The 14,634-nt window shown below is 63.6% G+C and carries 17 protein-coding genes and 1 other RNA gene; 11 read left to right on the forward strand and 7 right to left on the reverse strand.

Annotated elements, in window-relative coordinates; all coding sequences use genetic code 11:
• Positions 1–175: 175 nt before the first annotated feature.
• The 3 genes from JQ627_RS39780 (at position 176) to JQ627_RS17485 (ending at position 2,215) form a co-directional block, all read left to right on the forward strand.
• Entirely contained in the window at positions 176–703 is a 528-nt protein-coding gene (locus JQ627_RS39780; RefSeq protein ID WP_409363810.1) for a hypothetical protein, read from the forward strand.
• Between the two features lie 164 nt (positions 704–867).
• On the forward strand, positions 868–1,623 hold the full coding sequence (locus tag JQ627_RS17480) for an outer membrane protein (RefSeq protein ID WP_212485592.1): 756 nt from the start codon (positions 868–870) through the stop codon (positions 1,621–1,623).
• A 304-nt stretch (positions 1,624–1,927) separates the two neighbouring features.
• Positions 1,928–2,215 (forward strand): DUF3551 domain-containing protein, encoded by a 288-nt coding sequence (locus JQ627_RS17485; protein WP_212485400.1) that lies wholly within the window; start codon positions 1,928–1,930, stop codon positions 2,213–2,215.
• Between the two features lie 180 nt (positions 2,216–2,395).
• On the opposite strand, the gene JQ627_RS17490 is transcribed toward JQ627_RS17485, so the two are convergent.
• The 7 genes from JQ627_RS17490 to ssrA form a co-directional block, all read right to left on the reverse strand.
• Positions 2,396–4,267 carry a ferrous iron transporter B gene (locus JQ627_RS17490; protein WP_212485401.1) on the reverse strand — a complete coding sequence of 624 codons (1,872 nt, stop codon included), beginning with the start codon at positions 4,265–4,267 and terminating at the stop codon, positions 2,396–2,398.
• A 23-nt stretch (positions 4,268–4,290) separates the two neighbouring features.
• Entirely contained in the window at positions 4,291–4,566 is a 276-nt protein-coding gene (locus JQ627_RS17495; RefSeq protein WP_212485402.1) for a FeoA family protein, read from the reverse strand.
• A 115-nt stretch (positions 4,567–4,681) separates the two neighbouring features.
• Positions 4,682–4,936, reverse strand: coding sequence for a ribbon-helix-helix domain-containing protein (locus JQ627_RS17500; RefSeq protein ID WP_014493044.1), 255 nt, complete (start codon positions 4,934–4,936; stop codon positions 4,682–4,684).
• Positions 4,933–5,121 (reverse strand): DUF4169 family protein, encoded by a 189-nt coding sequence (locus JQ627_RS17505; protein ID WP_212485403.1) that lies wholly within the window; start codon positions 5,119–5,121, stop codon positions 4,933–4,935. The genes JQ627_RS17500 and JQ627_RS17505 overlap by 4 nt, the downstream gene beginning before the upstream one ends.
• A 279-nt stretch (positions 5,122–5,400) precedes the next feature.
• Positions 5,401–6,834 (reverse strand): class II fumarate hydratase, encoded by a 1,434-nt coding sequence (gene fumC / locus JQ627_RS17510; RefSeq protein ID WP_212485593.1) that lies wholly within the window; start codon positions 6,832–6,834, stop codon positions 5,401–5,403.
• An 89-nt stretch (positions 6,835–6,923) separates the two neighbouring features.
• Positions 6,924–7,442, reverse strand: coding sequence for an SspB family protein (locus tag JQ627_RS17515; protein ID WP_212485404.1), 519 nt, complete (start codon positions 7,440–7,442; stop codon positions 6,924–6,926).
• 114 nt (positions 7,443–7,556) lie between these two features.
• Positions 7,557–7,922, reverse strand: a transfer-messenger RNA (tmRNA) gene (ssrA, locus tag JQ627_RS17520).
• Between the two features lie 96 nt (positions 7,923–8,018).
• Between ssrA and JQ627_RS17525 the strand changes: the two genes are divergently transcribed.
• From JQ627_RS17525 to JQ627_RS17560, 8 genes are all read left to right on the forward strand, one after another.
• Positions 8,019–8,624, forward strand: coding sequence for a chromate transporter (locus tag JQ627_RS17525; protein ID WP_212485405.1), 606 nt, complete (start codon positions 8,019–8,021; stop codon positions 8,622–8,624).
• The gene (locus JQ627_RS17530; protein WP_212485406.1) at positions 8,621–9,151 is read left to right on the forward strand and encodes a chromate transporter; all 531 of its coding nucleotides are present in this window, start codon (positions 8,621–8,623) and stop codon (positions 9,149–9,151) included. The genes JQ627_RS17525 and JQ627_RS17530 overlap by 4 nt, the downstream gene beginning before the upstream one ends.
• A 93-nt stretch (positions 9,152–9,244) precedes the next feature.
• Positions 9,245–10,006, forward strand: coding sequence for a tripartite tricarboxylate transporter TctB family protein (locus JQ627_RS17535; protein WP_212485407.1), 762 nt, complete (start codon positions 9,245–9,247; stop codon positions 10,004–10,006).
• A gap of 7 nt (positions 10,007–10,013) precedes the next feature.
• Positions 10,014–11,528, forward strand: a complete 1,515-nt coding sequence (locus JQ627_RS17540) for a tripartite tricarboxylate transporter permease (RefSeq protein ID WP_212485408.1) — start codon at positions 10,014–10,016, stop codon at positions 11,526–11,528.
• 122 nt (positions 11,529–11,650) lie between these two features.
• Complete coding sequence (locus tag JQ627_RS17545; RefSeq protein WP_212485409.1) at positions 11,651–12,631, forward strand: tripartite tricarboxylate transporter substrate binding protein BugD; 981 nt, start codon at positions 11,651–11,653, stop codon at positions 12,629–12,631.
• Positions 12,632–12,801: 170 nt separating this feature from the next.
• Positions 12,802–13,596, forward strand: coding sequence for a thymidylate synthase (locus tag JQ627_RS17550; RefSeq protein ID WP_212485410.1), 795 nt, complete (start codon positions 12,802–12,804; stop codon positions 13,594–13,596).
• 5 nt (positions 13,597–13,601) lie between these two features.
• Positions 13,602–14,087 (forward strand): GNAT family N-acetyltransferase, encoded by a 486-nt coding sequence (locus JQ627_RS17555; RefSeq protein ID WP_212485411.1) that lies wholly within the window; start codon positions 13,602–13,604, stop codon positions 14,085–14,087.
• Positions 14,087–14,596 (forward strand): dihydrofolate reductase, encoded by a 510-nt coding sequence (locus tag JQ627_RS17560; RefSeq protein WP_212485412.1) that lies wholly within the window; start codon positions 14,087–14,089, stop codon positions 14,594–14,596. The genes JQ627_RS17555 and JQ627_RS17560 overlap by 1 nt, the downstream gene beginning before the upstream one ends.
• Positions 14,597–14,634: the final 38 nt, after the last annotated feature.

The raw sequence follows: 14,634 nt of genomic DNA on the forward strand, positions 1-14,634 counted from the left end.
CGCGACTTCCAAGGCGCTCGGTTAACAAGGCGCGCGCTTGGTTAAGCTGAAAGGCCTTTGGGGAGGAACTCTCAGCCCGGCGCCGGGTTCCTTGCACATGGAGATGGTCGGCCCTGCATCACGACGCCGATCCAGGCCGGAGACGGTATCGTACCGCCCCTCGCAGCCCCATAGAATGGAGGTGGTCGCGAACTGGATGTCGTTGAAGCCGATGATGCCATCGTGCTCCTCGTTTGCCCGACGGGTCAACCGGCGCGCAGCCCGCAGCCGGATGGAGCGATTTGTCCGCCGTGCCCGATCCTCCTGCAGCAGCTTTGCCCAACGTTTCGATCGCCGCATCAACTCGTCAAGCAGCCGACTTGATCTGAATCAAGCGCCGCGATCACGGTCGCACGACAACGGCCTCTGTGTGGTTTGTGAGAAGCTGGTGTGCGCGATGATCCCGATCTGGTATGTCACCTTTGAAGTGCAGAAGCGGGGCATCCTGCCGAGACAGCGGAGTCCTCGCGAGACAAGGACATTTGTGACGGAGTACGACGCAAAGCTGTTCGCGCGCGCGAAACTCGACGAGGGCCTCGCTGTCTTTGCGGGCACGATCAATCCCCACCTTCCGAGGCGGCTCATTCCGGCGTCCGGCATCAACGCGTGGCTTGCCGAAGGACCGGAAAACGCCGCAGCGCCCGGAGCTGTGAAGACCGACTAAGCACATTGCCGTGCACAGCGATGGCGCTTGGGTGTTGCCATTTTGGTACGAGCCGAAAATCCCCTTGCACGTAAACTTCTGGATGTTCGCGGCACTCGTGCACGCCAACCTGCATATGTGCTCGCGTTTTTGAACGGGAAGATTCGAGCAAAGGGGATACGATGATGAAAAGGCTCTCGATAGCTGCGATCGGCTTCGCGGCGCTGAGCATGGTGGCTCCGGCCATGGCGGCTGACATGGCCGTCAAGGCACCGCCGCCGGCACCAATGGTGGCGGTCTATAACTGGAGCGGATTCTACATTGGCGCCAATGGAGGTTGGGGGCAGAGCCATAATTGCGTGGATTTCGTCACGCTCGCAGGAACAGTGGGAGGCGGTTGCGCTGATCGCTCCGGGGGGCTCGTCGGCGGCCAGATCGGATATCGCTGGCAAACTAATCAGTTTGTGCTCGGCTTGGAAGCACAGGGCGATTGGGCGGAGATCAAGAACACGCGCGTGAGCCTGGTTGATCCGCTGATTTCAACCACAGGGAAAACCGATGGCATTGGCCTCTTCACGGCCCAACTCGGATGGGCATGGAACGCGTCACTGCTCTACGTGAAGGGTGGCGCGGCCGTCACTCGCAATCGCTTTGATGTATTCAACAACATCACCGGAGTCGGCCTGGCCTCGGCAGGTCACACGCGCTGGGGCGGCGCCTTGGGTGTCGGCTGGGAATACGGCTTCTCACCGAACTGGACCGTCGGTGTTGAATACGACCATCTCTGGATGGGGAATGACAACACCTCCTTCGCAGCCGTGGTCACGCCCGGAGGGCGCACCCTCCTCGGCACCGGGGTCAGCCAGGACGTGGACCTGGTCACGCTTCGGTTGAACTATCGCTTCGGCGGTTATGGTGGTTATGGCACTGCTCGCTACTGAGCTTGTATCCTCCCAGTAACTTCAGGCCCCGGCATGGACCGGGGCCTTTTCATTGGAAGCCGAAAACGCGAGGATGTCCGTCGCTTCCAGCGTCATCTAGCGCAACGTTATTATCGGCACGTTTTCCATGCTCGATGGCTGGATTTCACCAGCTTATGGAGGTGAGCATGGATGCAACACGACTGACTGCGGCGGCTGCCTCTGTTGACTTTGGTCGGGACCGCGCGCCCAATTGTGTTGATGTTCGCAGCCAGAATGCAGGTTGGCGCGCAGCAACCGACAGAACTTAAATCAGGAGATGAAGATGACTCGCCTGCTTTTCGCAATTCTAGCGGTTAGCTCAATTGTGGTGTCGGCGTCGTCGATCTCGTCCGCGGCCGAACGCCAGTACCGCCATGGCAACGTCGCCCCGGGTGTTGCTGATAGTTACTGCTTGCAGGGGCGGATTTGGGGATACCCCGGCAATTGCCAATTCGCGACCTATGAGCAGTGCATGGCAACCGCTTCAGGGATTCAGGCCTATTGCGGTGTCAATCCGACCCACGCCTTCGCGCAGCAGCGTGACCCTCGATGGCAGTGGTATCCGCGCTAGGATCGTTGTCTCAGGTCCGACAATTCTTCGACGATGCCACTGTGCCAGTGTTTTGCCCGACGGTGCAACTCGCACGCAGCCCGTCGCGCGGGCGATTTTCGCACACGCGTAAGTCATTGATTTCACAACCCCCGTCTACTGTGCATGGGGTTGTTTTCGCAGTTTTTGTTTGAGGGGGCCTTATCCCGCCCCGAGTGCGACCGCGACATTGTAGGTCAGGAGGCTCGCCGCATAGGCCAGTACCAGCATGTAGAAGAAGGTCGCCGCCATCCATCCCCAGCTTCCGGTCTCGCGCCGGATCACGGCGAGCGTGGAGGCGCATTGCGGGGCGAAGATGTACCAGGCCAGCATCGACAGGGCGGTCGCGAGCGACCATTTCGTCGCCAGCACCTGGCCGATCTGCTCGGCGGCTTCCTTGCCGCCTTCGATCGCGTAGACGGTGCCGAGCGCTGCGACCGCGACCTCGCGCGCCGCCATGCCCGGGATCAGCGCGACCGCGATCTGCCAGTTGAAGCCGACCGGGGCGAGCAGCGGCTCGAGCGCCTTGCCGATGATCGCCGCGAGGCTGAAGTCGATCGCCGGCTCGGTGGCGCCCGCGGGCGGCTGCGGGAACGAGGCCAGAAACCAGATCAGCACCATCATCGAGAAGATCGTGGTGCCGGCGCGGTAGAGGAACATCTTGGCGCGCGTGTAGACGCCGATCACGATCGATTTCAGCCGCGGCATCTTGTAGTCCGGCAGCTCCAGCATGAACGGCGCCGGCGCATAGTCGCGCAGCATGAAGAACTTGATCAGGAACGAGACCAGCAGCGCGCTGGTGATGCCGGCCGCATAGAGGCCGAACATCACGAGGCCCTGGAGGTTGATGAAGCCCCAGACGTCCCTGGCCGGAATGAAGGCCGAGATGATCAGCGTATACACGGGAATGCGCGCCGAGCAGGTCATCAGCGGCGCGATCAGGATCGTGGTCAGCCGGTCGCGCTTGTTGTCGATCACGCGCGTCGCCATGATGCCGGGAATGGCGCAGGCAAAGCTCGACAGCAGCGGAATGAAGGCGCGGCCGTGCAGCCCGGCGCCGCCCATGATGCGGTCCATCAGGAACGCGGCGCGCGCCATGTAGCCGAAATCTTCCAGCAGCAGGATGAACAGGAAGATGATGATGATCTGCGGCAGGAACACGATGACGCTGCCGACGCCTGAGATCACGCCGTTCTGAAGGAAGCTCTGCAACAGGCCGGCGGGCAGGGTGGCGTGCACGAATTCGCCGAGCGCATCGAAGCCGTTGTTGAGCAGGTCCATCAGCGGCTGCGCCCAGGCGAACACCGCCTGGAACATCACGAACAGGATAGCCGCGAGCACGATCAGACCGCCGACGGGATGCAGCACCACGGCATCGATCCGCGCAGTCCAGGTGTCGGGCCGGCTTGGCAGGCTGACGCAGTCGGCGATGATGCGGTCGGCCTCGCGCTGGGTGGCGCGCAGCTCGGCGACGCTGAGCGCGCGCCAGCTGTTCTCCTGTGGCTCTTCGGCGAGCTTTGCCGAGATCTCGTCCGTCAGAGCCAACAGATCGGCCGTGCCGTTCTTGCGCACCGCGATCGAGGTGACCACGGGCACGCCGAGCTCCTTGGCGAGCCGCCCCACGTCGACAGTGATGCCGCGGCGGCTCGCGATGTCGAACATGTTGAGGACCAGGATCATCGGCCGGCCGGTGCGCTTCAGCTCCAGCAGCAGGCGGATGGTCAGGCGGAGATTGGTCGAGTCGGCCACGCACAGCACGAGGTCGGGCACGGTCTCGCCGGTCGCCTTGCCTAGCACGAAGTCGCGGGTGATCTCCTCGTCCGGGCTGCGGCCGCGCAGCGAGTAGGTGCCGGGCAGGTCGACCACCGAGACCTGGCGTCCCAGGGGCGTGACAAAGAAGCCTTCCTTGCGCTCGACTGTGACGCCCGGATAGTTCGCGACCTTCTGTCGGCTGCCGGTCAGCGCATTGAACAGCGACGTCTTGCCGCTGTTTGGCGTGCCGACCAAGGCGAGATGCAGCAGGGGTAATTCCATGGGATCAATTGTCCGGTCGCTGTCTACGCGACGATGATGGCCATGGCTTCACGACGGCGGACCGCGATCGTGATGTTGTCGACACGGACGGCGATCGGGTCGCGCCCGACCAGCCCCTCGTGCAGCACCTCGACCCGGGCGCCCTCGACGAAGCCGAGCTCGATCAGCCGGCTCTCGAGCTCGATATCCGAGAGCGCCGAGTCCGCATCTCCGGCGGAAAGGTGTTGGATGACGCCGATATAGCCGCGCTGGGCCAGGCCCAGCGGCATCCGCGAACGCGTGTCATTGGTGTCGGTCATGCCCTGTATTTTCAACGCAGGGCATTGAGGTCAAGCGCGCGGGTCGGCTGAAACTGCACCTTAGAGTGATTTTAAAGTGCAGAACCGGGAGGCGCCGTAGGAGGGCGCCCAACGGCTACTGGGCCGGGACCTTTTCCGGCTGGATGGCGGCCATGGCGCGGCTCTTGAAGTAGTCGAGGACGAACAGGCGGATCGCCGAGGACAGATTGCCCTGCTGGCGGTTGCCGTCGATCTCGCCGACCAGCTCGGACAGCGTCATGTTGCGTAGGCCCGAAATCTCCTTCATGCCGTTCCAGAACGCCTCTTCCAGGCTGACGCTGGTCTTGTGGCCGGCAACTACGATCGACCGTTTCACCACGGGCGACTTCATGGCTGATCCTCGCGATCGATCTGATGCTGGTCCAGATGCGCCTTCGCCTTGTCCGCGCGCGTCTCCTCCGCCGACCGCTCCGCCTTCGTGCGACCGAACTTCGCCCGGTTGACGTCCGCCTGCTTCGCCGTGGCTTCCCGCTCGGCGCGCTTCCTGAAACGATTCAGGTTGATGACGTTCCCCATGCCGCGTCTCCATCATCCGCTCCTCTTCTGGCAGGATGAAACATTCAGAAACTGGGTGCCGTGTTGCGCCCCATGAGACTTGATCGCCATTCGCTCGTCCTCGTCAATTGGCCCCTTGGGCCATCAAACGATGAATTAGCCCCGTCATAGGGCAGAGAGGCCCGCGTAGCACGCCGCCTCGCCACAACATTGACGGTAATCAAATCCCTGCCCTTAAGCCTTATATTTATGCGCCCCCAGGGCACCGTATGATTACGGATGACTATCGGAATTCGGAATTCATCCAGGCCGCGTCATTTTCTCCGGCTGCACCAGGCGGTCGAACTCGTCGGCCGAGACGAAGCCGAGCCGCAGCGCCTCCTCCTTCAGCGTGGTGCCGTTGGCATGCGCGGTCTTCGCCACCTTGGCGGCGTTGTCGTAGCCGATCTTCGGGGCGAGCGCGGTCACCAGCATCAGCGAGCGCTGCATCAGCTCACTTATGCGCTTTTCGTCGGCGCGGATGCCGCTGACGCAATGTTCGGTGAAGGAGCGCGCGGCGTCGGCCATCAGCCGGATCGAGTGCAGCATGTTGTAGGCGAGCACGGGCTTGTAGACGTTGAGCTCGAAATGGCCCTGGCTGCCGGCGACCGTGATCGCGGTGTGATTGCCGAACACCTGGCAGCACACCATCGTCATCGCCTCGCACTGCGTCGGGTTGACCTTGCCCGGCATGATCGAGGAGCCCGGCTCGTTCTCCGGGAGGACCAATTCGCCGAGGCCCGAGCGCGGGCCCGATCCGAGCAGGCGGATATCGTTGGCGATCTTGAACAGGCCTGTCGCGACGGAATTGATGGCGCCGTGCGCCAGCACATAAGCGTCGTTCGAGGCCAGCGCCTCGAATTTATTGGCGGCGCTGGTGAAGGGCAGCTTCGTAATCCCGGCAACGTGCTTTGCGAACAATTTTGCGAAGCGCGGCTTCGAGTTGAGGCCGGTGCCGACGGCGGTGCCGCCCTGCGCAAGCGGATAAAGGTCCTTCACCGCGACCTTGAGGCGGGCGATGCCGCTTTCGACCTGGGCGGCATAGCCGGAAAATTCCTGGCCCAGCGTCAGCGGCGTGGCGTCCTGCGTATGCGTGCGCCCGATCTTCACGATCTTGGCGAACTCCTTCTCCTTCTTGCGGAGCGCGCGCAGCAGCTCGCCGAGGGCAGGGACGAGATCGGCATTGATGCGGCTTGCGGCCGCGATGTGCATCGCGGTCGGGAACGAGTCGTTCGACGACTGGCTCATGTTGACGTGATCGTTGGGATGCACCGGCTTCTTGGCGCCGAGCTCGCCGCCGAGCAGCTCATTGGCGCGGTTGGCGATGACCTCGTTGAGGTTCATGTTGCTCTGGGTGCCCGAGCCGGTCTGCCACACGACAAGCGGAAAATGATCGTCCAGCTTGCCCTCGATCACCTCGCGCGCGGCGCGGATGATGGCGTTGGCCCGGCGCTGGTCGAGCAGGCCGAGCTCGAGGTTGGATTGTGCGGCCGCGAGCTTGACGATGCCGAGCGCATGCACGAGCGAGATCGGCATGCGGTCGATGCCGATGCGGAAATTCTGGCGCGAGCGTTCGGTCTGCGCCCCCCAATAGCGATCAGCAGGGACCTCGATGGGACCGAAACTGTCGGTCTCGGTGCGGCTGGCGGGGTGGGCAGTCTTCGAGCGGGCAGTTTTGGCCATGAGCACATCCATTCCGCCGCGCGAAACGCCGCGCAGCCTCTTCATGTGCTCTTCTATATAGGCAGTTTGGCCCGGCGCGACCGTTTCGCGCCCAACCTAGATCATTTCTTGCGGAAACGATCGAGCCGCACGACTTCAGCGCCGCCCTGGTTCGGAGCGGTCGGCTCGTCGGCGCTTTCCGCTGGTTCACTGGCAGGCGCGGGCACCGCGACGGCCGACGGTGCGGCAGCGGCCGGCAATGTCTCCGGCGAGACCTCGGCGACATCGGAGGTGTCGAACTGGAGGCCGAACTTCACGGACGGATCGAGGAAGCTCTTGATCGCGCTGAACGGCACGATCAGCCGCTCCGGAATGCCGCCGAAGGACAGGCCGACCTCGAACCGGTCCTCGAGCACGGTCAGATCCCAGAACTGGTGCTGGAGGATGATCGTCATCTCTTCCGGATATTGCGCCAGCAGCCGCGACGACAGCTTCACGCCCTCGGCCTTCGATACGAAGGTGATGAAGAAATGGTGCTCGCCCGGCAGTCCATGGGACGCGGCATCGGTCAGCACCTTCCGCAGCACGCCGCGCAGCGCGTCGCGGGCCAGCACATCGTATCGGATATGATCGGTCGCCATGATGGTCCTGTCGCATTCCCGAAGCCGGACCCTGCCGGCCCGACTCGCCAAGCCGCGATAGTACCGCGCCTGACGGGTCAGCAGGAGTCCCCGCCGGGAAGGAAATAAGAGGTAAGTGGAGGCTTCTGTTGCCAGGTGCCTCCGAACCCCGCCTAACGGAGCTTAACCCGTTAGGACTTTAAGATGGTCTTTCAAACTGCGTTACGCAGCCTGAGCAACCGGAGCAAAGTTGTCGTTGGCAACTATTGCAGTAGCCCGATAACGGCGGAACAATACCGGGAAAAAGCACGCCCTTTACGCCCTCGTCGATCCTATTTCGCCCCCGCCAAAGCCCGCTCTGGGTGACCCCGCTGGTGGGCTTTGGTGGAGGCGCCGGGTACCGCCCCCGGGTCCGAATGGTTTATTGCGACGACCGTTTATTTCCATAGCCGGCGAGCCGGCATCCCCAATATAGGGGGCAAAGGTTTCAAATGACAGGTGTTTCGAGGGGGCACGGCAAGGTTCCCTTTGGATAGGCTCCGGACAGCCTTCCGTATGATCTTGGCCGCGCTGCCGCCCGCGTTCTAAGCTCCTGACATGTCCCCGGATTCTTCACCGGCCGCTCAAGAGCCGGATATCCCCGCCGCCCACGCCCCTCCGCCCGGCCTGGTTGCGCTGTTCCTGGCTTTCGCCCGGATGTCGCTGGCCGGCTTCGGCGGGGTCCTGGTGTTTGCCCGGCATGCCATCGTCGATCAGCACCGCTGGATGACGGCGGACGAGTTCAACGAGACCTTTGCGCTCTGCCATTTCCTGCCCGGCCCCAACATCGTCAATCTGTCGATGGTGTTCGGGTCGCGGCTGCGCGGGATCGCCGGCGGTGTTGCCGCCTTTACCGGGCTGTTGCTGCCGCCGACGCTGATTATGACCGTGCTCGCGATCATCTACGCCCGGTTCGGCGACGTCGAGGTGCTGCGCCGTATTCTCGCGGGCATCTCCTGCGCGGCGGTCGGGCTGCTGATCGCGGTGGTCTTCCGCATGATGATGCCGTTGCTCAAGCGGATGGACGTCGTCGTGCTGATCCTCATGCTCGGCGTGTTCGTTGCGATCGGCGTGCTTCGCCTGCCGCTCCAGGCGGTGCTGCTGGTCGCGATCCCCGTCAGCATCGGCGTGACCTTCCTGATGCGACGGAAGGTAGCAGCATGAACGCGGAGAACCCGATCTGGGCGCTGATCTCCACCTTTGGTCTAATGTCGCTGTTCGCAGTCGGCGGCGCTGCGGCGGCGGTGCCCGAGATGCACCGCATCGCGGTCGAGGTGCATCACTGGATGACCGACAAGCAGTTCGCCGACGCCTATGCGATCGCGCAGCTCTCGCCAGGTCCGAACGTGCTTATCGTCACGTTAATCGGCTATGCCGTCGCCGGCATTCCCGGAGCGCTGGCGGCGACGCTGGCGATGTGCCTGCCGACGGCGCTGCTTGCCTATTATGTCAGCCGGCTCCTGAACCGGCCCAGCCAATCGCGATGGCCCGGCCTGATTCAGGCTGCACTGGTTCCGCTGTCGATCGGATTGATGGCAGCCAGCGCCCTGATCCTGGCCCAGTCGACGGACCGCACCGTTGCTGCGCTGCTTCTGACCGCGGTGGTTGCGGTGGTCGCATCCATCTCGCGCATCAATCCACTCTGGCTTTTGCTCGCCGGGGGCCTGTTGGGTTTTGCTGGCATTGTGTGATGAAAATCGCTAGGCAGTGATCCGGGCGGGGGATCTATTCCAGCCGATTAGAACAACAGTGCTCGTGACTTAGAAGTCGCGGAGGAGACAAGCATGGCCGACACGATGGGCCACTCAGCGACTGCCACCCGAAATACGTCGGTGGCGCTCGGCTTCTGCCTGCTGGCGATAGCGCCGCAGATTTTCGAATTCATCTGGTCAATCGGGACGATCTTCGGCTGGGGTGCGGGGCGCGGCCCAGCGACGGTCGTAACCAGCCATGTGACGGCGCTGCTCGTCGGCGCGCCCAGTGCCATATTCGGATCGTTCGGTGGCGGCACCAAGAAGGCGTCATCCGAGGTGCTGCTGGCGCTGATCTATTCCTATCCGCTGTTCGCAGTGGCGATCCTCACGGTGTTCATGACGATCCGGTCGGCGCAGGACTATGTCGGCGGCGTCATCCTGATGGCGCTCGCCCTGTTCGCGCTGTGGGCGTCGAGCGATCTGCAGGGCATGCGCGGCTTCTCCTTCGGCGCCGGCACGGCACCGCGGATGTTCGGTGGACTGCTGGTGGCCTTGTCGGCTGGCATCGCCTTGACGGGCCTCTTGGCCGATGGGCCGGCGATGGCCCATTATTCCTGGCGCGGGCCGCTGTTCGTGATGGTCGCGATCCTGTTCTTCGCGCTGGCGATCCGTCCGCTCGGCCTCGTGGTCACGGCCTTCGTGAGCTTCATGATTGCGGCGCTGGGCTCGCACGAGACGCGCTGGCTGGAGGCCGCCATCGTCGGCGCCTGCCTGACGCTCGGCTGCGCAATCCTGTTCCCGTACGTGCTCGGGTTGCCGATGCCGATGTTCCCGCGTTTCCTGGTTCAGTGAGGGTGTAATGGAGCTCTTTGCCAACCTCGCTCACGGTTTTGCCGTCGCGTTCTCTCCAATCAACCTCCTGATGTGCCTGATCGGCGCCCTCGTGGGCACGCTGGTCGGCGTGTTGCCGGGCATCGGCACCATCGCAACGGTCGCGATGCTGCTGCCGATCACTTTCGGCCTGCCGCCGGTCGGCGCGCTGATCATGCTCGCCGGCATCTATTACGGCGCCCAGTATGGCGGCTCGACCACGTCGATCCTGGTCAACATACCCGGTGAGGCGACATCGGTCGTCACCGCCATCGACGGCCACCAGATGGCCAAGCAGGGCCGCGCCGGCCCGGCGCTGGCGATCGCCGCGATCGGCTCGTTCTTCGCCGGCTGCGTTGCGACCATCTTGATCGCCGTCCTCGGCGCGCCGCTCACGAAACTCGCGCTGGCGTTCGGTCCGGCCGAGTATTTCTCCCTGATGGTGCTAGGCCTGATCTTTGCGGTCGTGCTGGCCAAGGGCTCGGTGCTGAAGGCGATCGCGATGATCGTATTCGGCCTGCTGCTGTCGATGGTCGGCTCGGACATCGAGACCGGCGCCTCGCGCATGGCCTTCAACATTCCGGAGCTTGCCGACGGTCTCGGCTTTGCGACGGTGGCGATGGGTGTGTTCGGCTTCGCCGAGATCATCCGCAACCTCGACGCCGGCGCCGAGATGAACCGCGACCTCGTGCAGCAGAAGATCACCGGCTTGATGCCGACCAGGAAGGATCTGATGGATTCTGCGCCGGCAATCGGCCGCGGCACCGTGCTCGGCTCGATCCTCGGCATCCTGCCCGGCGGCGGCGCGGTGATCGCGTCATTTGCCGCCTATACGCTCGAAAAGAAGCTCGCCAAGAATCCGTCGCGGTTCGGCCGCGGCGCGATCGAGGGCGTGGCGGGGCCGGAAAGCGCCAACAACGCCGCGGCGCAGACCTCGTTCATTCCGCTGCTGACGCTCGGCATCCCGCCGAACGCGGTGATGGCGCTGATGGTGGGCGCGATGACCATCCACGGTATCGTGCCGGGCCCGCAGGTGATGCAGAAGCAGCCGGATCTGGTCTGGGGCATGATCGCCTCGATGTGGATCGGCAATCTGATGCTGATCATCATCAACCTGCCGCTCGTCGGAATCTGGGTGCGGCTGCTGCGCGTGCCTTACCGGCTGATGTTCCCCTCGATCGTGATCTTCTGCGCGATCGGCATCTACTCGGTGAACAACGCACCGGTCGACGTCATCCTCGCGGGCGTCTTCGGCCTGGTCGGCTACTGGCTGATCAAGCACGATTTCGAGCCGGCGCCGCTGCTGCTCGGCATGGTGCTCGGACCGCTGATGGAAGAGAACCTGCGTCGTGCGCTTCTGATCTCGCGTGGCGACTGGAGCGTGTTCCTGACGCGTCCGTTGTCGGCGGTGCTGCTGGCGATCGCGGCGTTTCTGCTGATCCTCACGGTCCTGCCCGTCCTGCGCGCCAAGCGCGACGAGGTGTTCACCGAATCCGAGAACTGACCGCGCCGCGCCTGCGTCGGCGCGCCGCATTCGGAAGTCGAATCGACTTGTGTGACCGCTTCGTGAAATGAAAATGCCGGCCCTGTGGCCGGCATTTTTGCTTTACGTCCGAGGGGATCGAGATGACTTCCATTCGCGCGCTTGCGGGCGCATGTGCCGCGGCGTTCGCATCGTTGTGCGCCTTTGCCGCACCAGCAGAGGCGCAGACCTATCCGACGCGCAGCATCACCATGATCGTGCCGTTCGCGGCCGGCGGCCCGACTGACGTGATTTCGCGCATCGTCACCGCGCACATGGCGCAGACGCTGGGCCAGAGCATCATCATCGAGAACGTGGTCGGTGCCGGCGGCACCACCGCGACCACGCGCGCCGCCCGCGCAGCCAATGACGGCTATACGCTGATCACCGGGCATATGGGCACGCATGCCGCCTCCGTGCCGCTCTATCCGAAGCTCGCCTACCATCCGGAAAAGGATTTTGAGCCGGTGGCGCTGCTCGCGGGCACGCCGATTCTGATCCTGGCGCGCAAGGACTTTCCGCCGAAAGACCTCAAGGAGTTTGTCACCTACGTGAAAGCGAACGCCGAGAAGGTCAACGCCGCGCATGCCGGCGTCGGCTCGGTCTCGCACGTGTCCTGCGAGCTCTTGCACTCGATCCTCGACGTCAAGCCGGTCGGTGTGCCCTTCAACGGCACGGGCCCCGCGATGAACGCGCTGGTGGCCGGACAGGTCGATTACATGTGCGACCAGATCGTCAATGCCGTGCCGCAGATCAATGCCGGCACCATCAAGGCCTATGCGATCGCGACGGCCGAGCGCAATCCGTCGCTGCCGAACGTGCCGACGACGGCGGAGGCCGGCCTGCCTGCGTTCCAGGCCCAGGCCTGGAACGCGATGTTCGCGCCGAAGGGAACTTCGCCCGCAATCATTGCGAGCCTGAATGCCGCCGCCATCAAGGCGCTCGACGACGAGACCGTGAAGAAGCGCTTGCTCGAGCTCGGCAGCGTCATTCCGGGTCCCAAGGACCGAACGCCGGAGGCGCTGGCGACCCTCGTCAAGAACGAGATCGCGAAGTGGAGTCCGGTGCTCAAGCCGGCAACTTAACCAGCACTTTCAAGTCGATAGGCGAGGGGCGGGACGTAAGTTCCGCCCCTTGTCGTTTGTGCCGGGACCACTCAGTTTTCCGGGTATAATCGGTGGAGGCAGCGAATCGCCGCTGTCGCGGCGCGGGGGTGGCCGTTAAGTTCGCCGCCTCCCCAAAGGCTCATTGGCACATGCACCAGTATCAGGACCTGCTCGAGCGGATTCTTTCAGACGGCGCCGAGAAGACCGACCGGACCGGCACCGGCACGCTGTCGGTGTTCGGCCATCAGATGCGCTTCAACCTGTCCGCCGGCTTCCCGATGCTGACCACCAAGCGGCTGCCGCTGAAGGCGATCGTGCATGAGCTGCTGTGGTTCCTGAAGGGCGACACCAACATCAAATATCTGCGCGACAACGGCGTCACCATCTGGGACGAATGGGCTGACGCCAATGGCGATCTCGGGCCGGTCTACGGCCATCAATGGCGCTCCTGGCCAACGGCTGACGGGCGCAGCATCGACCAGATCGCCAATGTCGTCGACATGATCAAGCGCACCCCGGATTCGCGCCGGCTGATCGTCACCGCCTGGAATCCTGCCGACGTCGAGAAGATGGCGCTGCCGCCCTGCCACCTGCTGTTCCAGTTCTATGTCGCGAACGGCAAATTGTCGTGCCAGCTCTATCAGCGCTCGGCCGACGTGTTCCTCGGCGTGCCCTTCAACATCGCATCCTATGCGCTGCTCACCATGATGGTGGCGCAGGTCACGGGATTGAAGCCGGGCGATTTCGTGCATTCCCTCGGCGACACTCACCTCTACTCCAACCATCTGGAGCAGGCGCGGCTTCAGCTCACGCGCGCGCCGCGTGCACTGCCGGTGATGCGGATCAATCCCGACGTGAAGGACATCTTCTCCTTCCGCTATGAGGATTTCGAGCTCGTCGGCTACGATCCGCATCCGCACATCAAGGCGGAAGTCGCGGTCTGACGCGGATGTCGCTCAACATCCACCGTGCGCGCCCGGACGAGGCTGGGCTCGTTCTTTCCTTCATTCGTGAACTCGCCGAGTACGAAAAGCTTTCGCACGAGGTCGAGGCGACCGAGGCGATGATTTCGGAGGCGCTGTTCGGCGACAACCCGCGGCTCTACTGCGCGATTGCCGAGTGGGACGACGAGGCGGTCGGCTTCGCGGTCTGGTTCACCAATTTCTCCACCTTCAGCGGCCGCCACGGCATCTACCTCGAAGACCTCTACGTGCGGCCGTCGCATCGAGGCAGGGGCCTCGGCAAGGCGCTGCTGGTCTATCTCGCCAGGGAGTGCGTCGACAACGGCTGGTCGCGCCTGCAATGGGCGGTGCTGGACTGGAACGCGCCGTCGATCGCGTTCTACAAATCGCTCGGCGCCGTCATGATGGACGACTGGACGCTGTGCCGTGTCACCGGCCCTGCGCTGACGCGGCTAGCCGGGAGCTCTGCCTGATGGAGATCGTTTTCGTCGTTGCGATCGCGGAGAACGGCGTCATCGGCGCGGGCAACGCAATGCCGTGGCGAATGAAGTCCGACATGGCGCGCTTCAAGGCGCTGACGATCGGAAAGCCCGTGATCATGGGGCGCAAGACCTTCGAAACTCTGCGCCGGCCGCTTCCGGGCCGTACCAATATCGTCATCACGCGCGATGCGGATTATCGTGCCAATGGTGCCATCGTCACGACATCGGCTGCCGATGCAGGCGCGGTCGCGCGCGGCGATGCCCTGCGGCGTTCGGTCGCCGAGATCGCGGTGATCGGCGGCGCCGAGATCTATCGGCAATGGCTCGATCGCGCCGATCGCCTCGAAATCACCGAAGTGCATGCGCGCCCCGAAGGCGACACGCATTTCGACATCGACAAGGCGAAGTGGGATGAGGTTGAGCGCATCCGTCATCCTGCCGGACCCAACGACAGCGCCGACTACTCCTATGTGACATATCGTCGGCGGGCGGGCCATTAACCGCATTCACCAATGTTTACATTGACTTTTTCGTGCCC

Origin of the sequence: Bradyrhizobium liaoningense, assembly GCF_018130785.1 — a bacterium.
GTDB lineage: Bacteria > Pseudomonadota > Alphaproteobacteria > Rhizobiales > Xanthobacteraceae > Bradyrhizobium > Bradyrhizobium liaoningense_A.

What these genes read in the sequence shown, in the direction of transcription:
- JQ627_RS17560 (WP_212485412.1), top strand. Translation starts at nt 14,087, where the DNA reads ATGGAGATCGTTTTCGTCGTTGCGATCGCGGAGAACGGCGTCATCGGC.
- fumC (WP_212485593.1), bottom strand. Translation starts at nt 6,834, where the DNA reads ATGGATGTGCTCATGGCCAAAACTGCCCGCTCGAAGACTGCCCACCCC.
- JQ627_RS17530 (WP_212485406.1), top strand. Translation starts at nt 8,621, where the DNA reads ATGAACGCGGAGAACCCGATCTGGGCGCTGATCTCCACCTTTGGTCTA.
- JQ627_RS39780 (WP_409363810.1), top strand. Translation starts at nt 176, where the DNA reads ATGGAGGTGGTCGCGAACTGGATGTCGTTGAAGCCGATGATGCCATCG.
- JQ627_RS17545 (WP_212485409.1), top strand. Translation starts at nt 11,651, where the DNA reads ATGACTTCCATTCGCGCGCTTGCGGGCGCATGTGCCGCGGCGTTCGCA.
- JQ627_RS17550 (WP_212485410.1), top strand. Translation starts at nt 12,802, where the DNA reads ATGCACCAGTATCAGGACCTGCTCGAGCGGATTCTTTCAGACGGCGCC.
- JQ627_RS17515 (WP_212485404.1), bottom strand. Translation starts at nt 7,442, where the DNA reads ATGGCGACCGATCATATCCGATACGATGTGCTGGCCCGCGACGCGCTG.
- JQ627_RS17500 (WP_014493044.1), bottom strand. Translation starts at nt 4,936, where the DNA reads ATGAAGTCGCCCGTGGTGAAACGGTCGATCGTAGTTGCCGGCCACAAG.
- JQ627_RS17525 (WP_212485405.1), top strand. Translation starts at nt 8,019, where the DNA reads ATGTCCCCGGATTCTTCACCGGCCGCTCAAGAGCCGGATATCCCCGCC.
- JQ627_RS17490 (WP_212485401.1), bottom strand. Translation starts at nt 4,267, where the DNA reads ATGGAATTACCCCTGCTGCATCTCGCCTTGGTCGGCACGCCAAACAGC.
- JQ627_RS17485 (WP_212485400.1), top strand. Translation starts at nt 1,928, where the DNA reads ATGACTCGCCTGCTTTTCGCAATTCTAGCGGTTAGCTCAATTGTGGTG.
- JQ627_RS17535 (WP_212485407.1), top strand. Translation starts at nt 9,245, where the DNA reads ATGGCCGACACGATGGGCCACTCAGCGACTGCCACCCGAAATACGTCG.
- JQ627_RS17480 (WP_212485592.1), top strand. Translation starts at nt 868, where the DNA reads ATGAAAAGGCTCTCGATAGCTGCGATCGGCTTCGCGGCGCTGAGCATG.
- JQ627_RS17540 (WP_212485408.1), top strand. Translation starts at nt 10,014, where the DNA reads ATGGAGCTCTTTGCCAACCTCGCTCACGGTTTTGCCGTCGCGTTCTCT.
- JQ627_RS17495 (WP_212485402.1), bottom strand. Translation starts at nt 4,566, where the DNA reads ATGACCGACACCAATGACACGCGTTCGCGGATGCCGCTGGGCCTGGCC.
- JQ627_RS17505 (WP_212485403.1), bottom strand. Translation starts at nt 5,121, where the DNA reads ATGGGGAACGTCATCAACCTGAATCGTTTCAGGAAGCGCGCCGAGCGG.
- JQ627_RS17555 (WP_212485411.1), top strand. Translation starts at nt 13,602, where the DNA reads ATGTCGCTCAACATCCACCGTGCGCGCCCGGACGAGGCTGGGCTCGTT.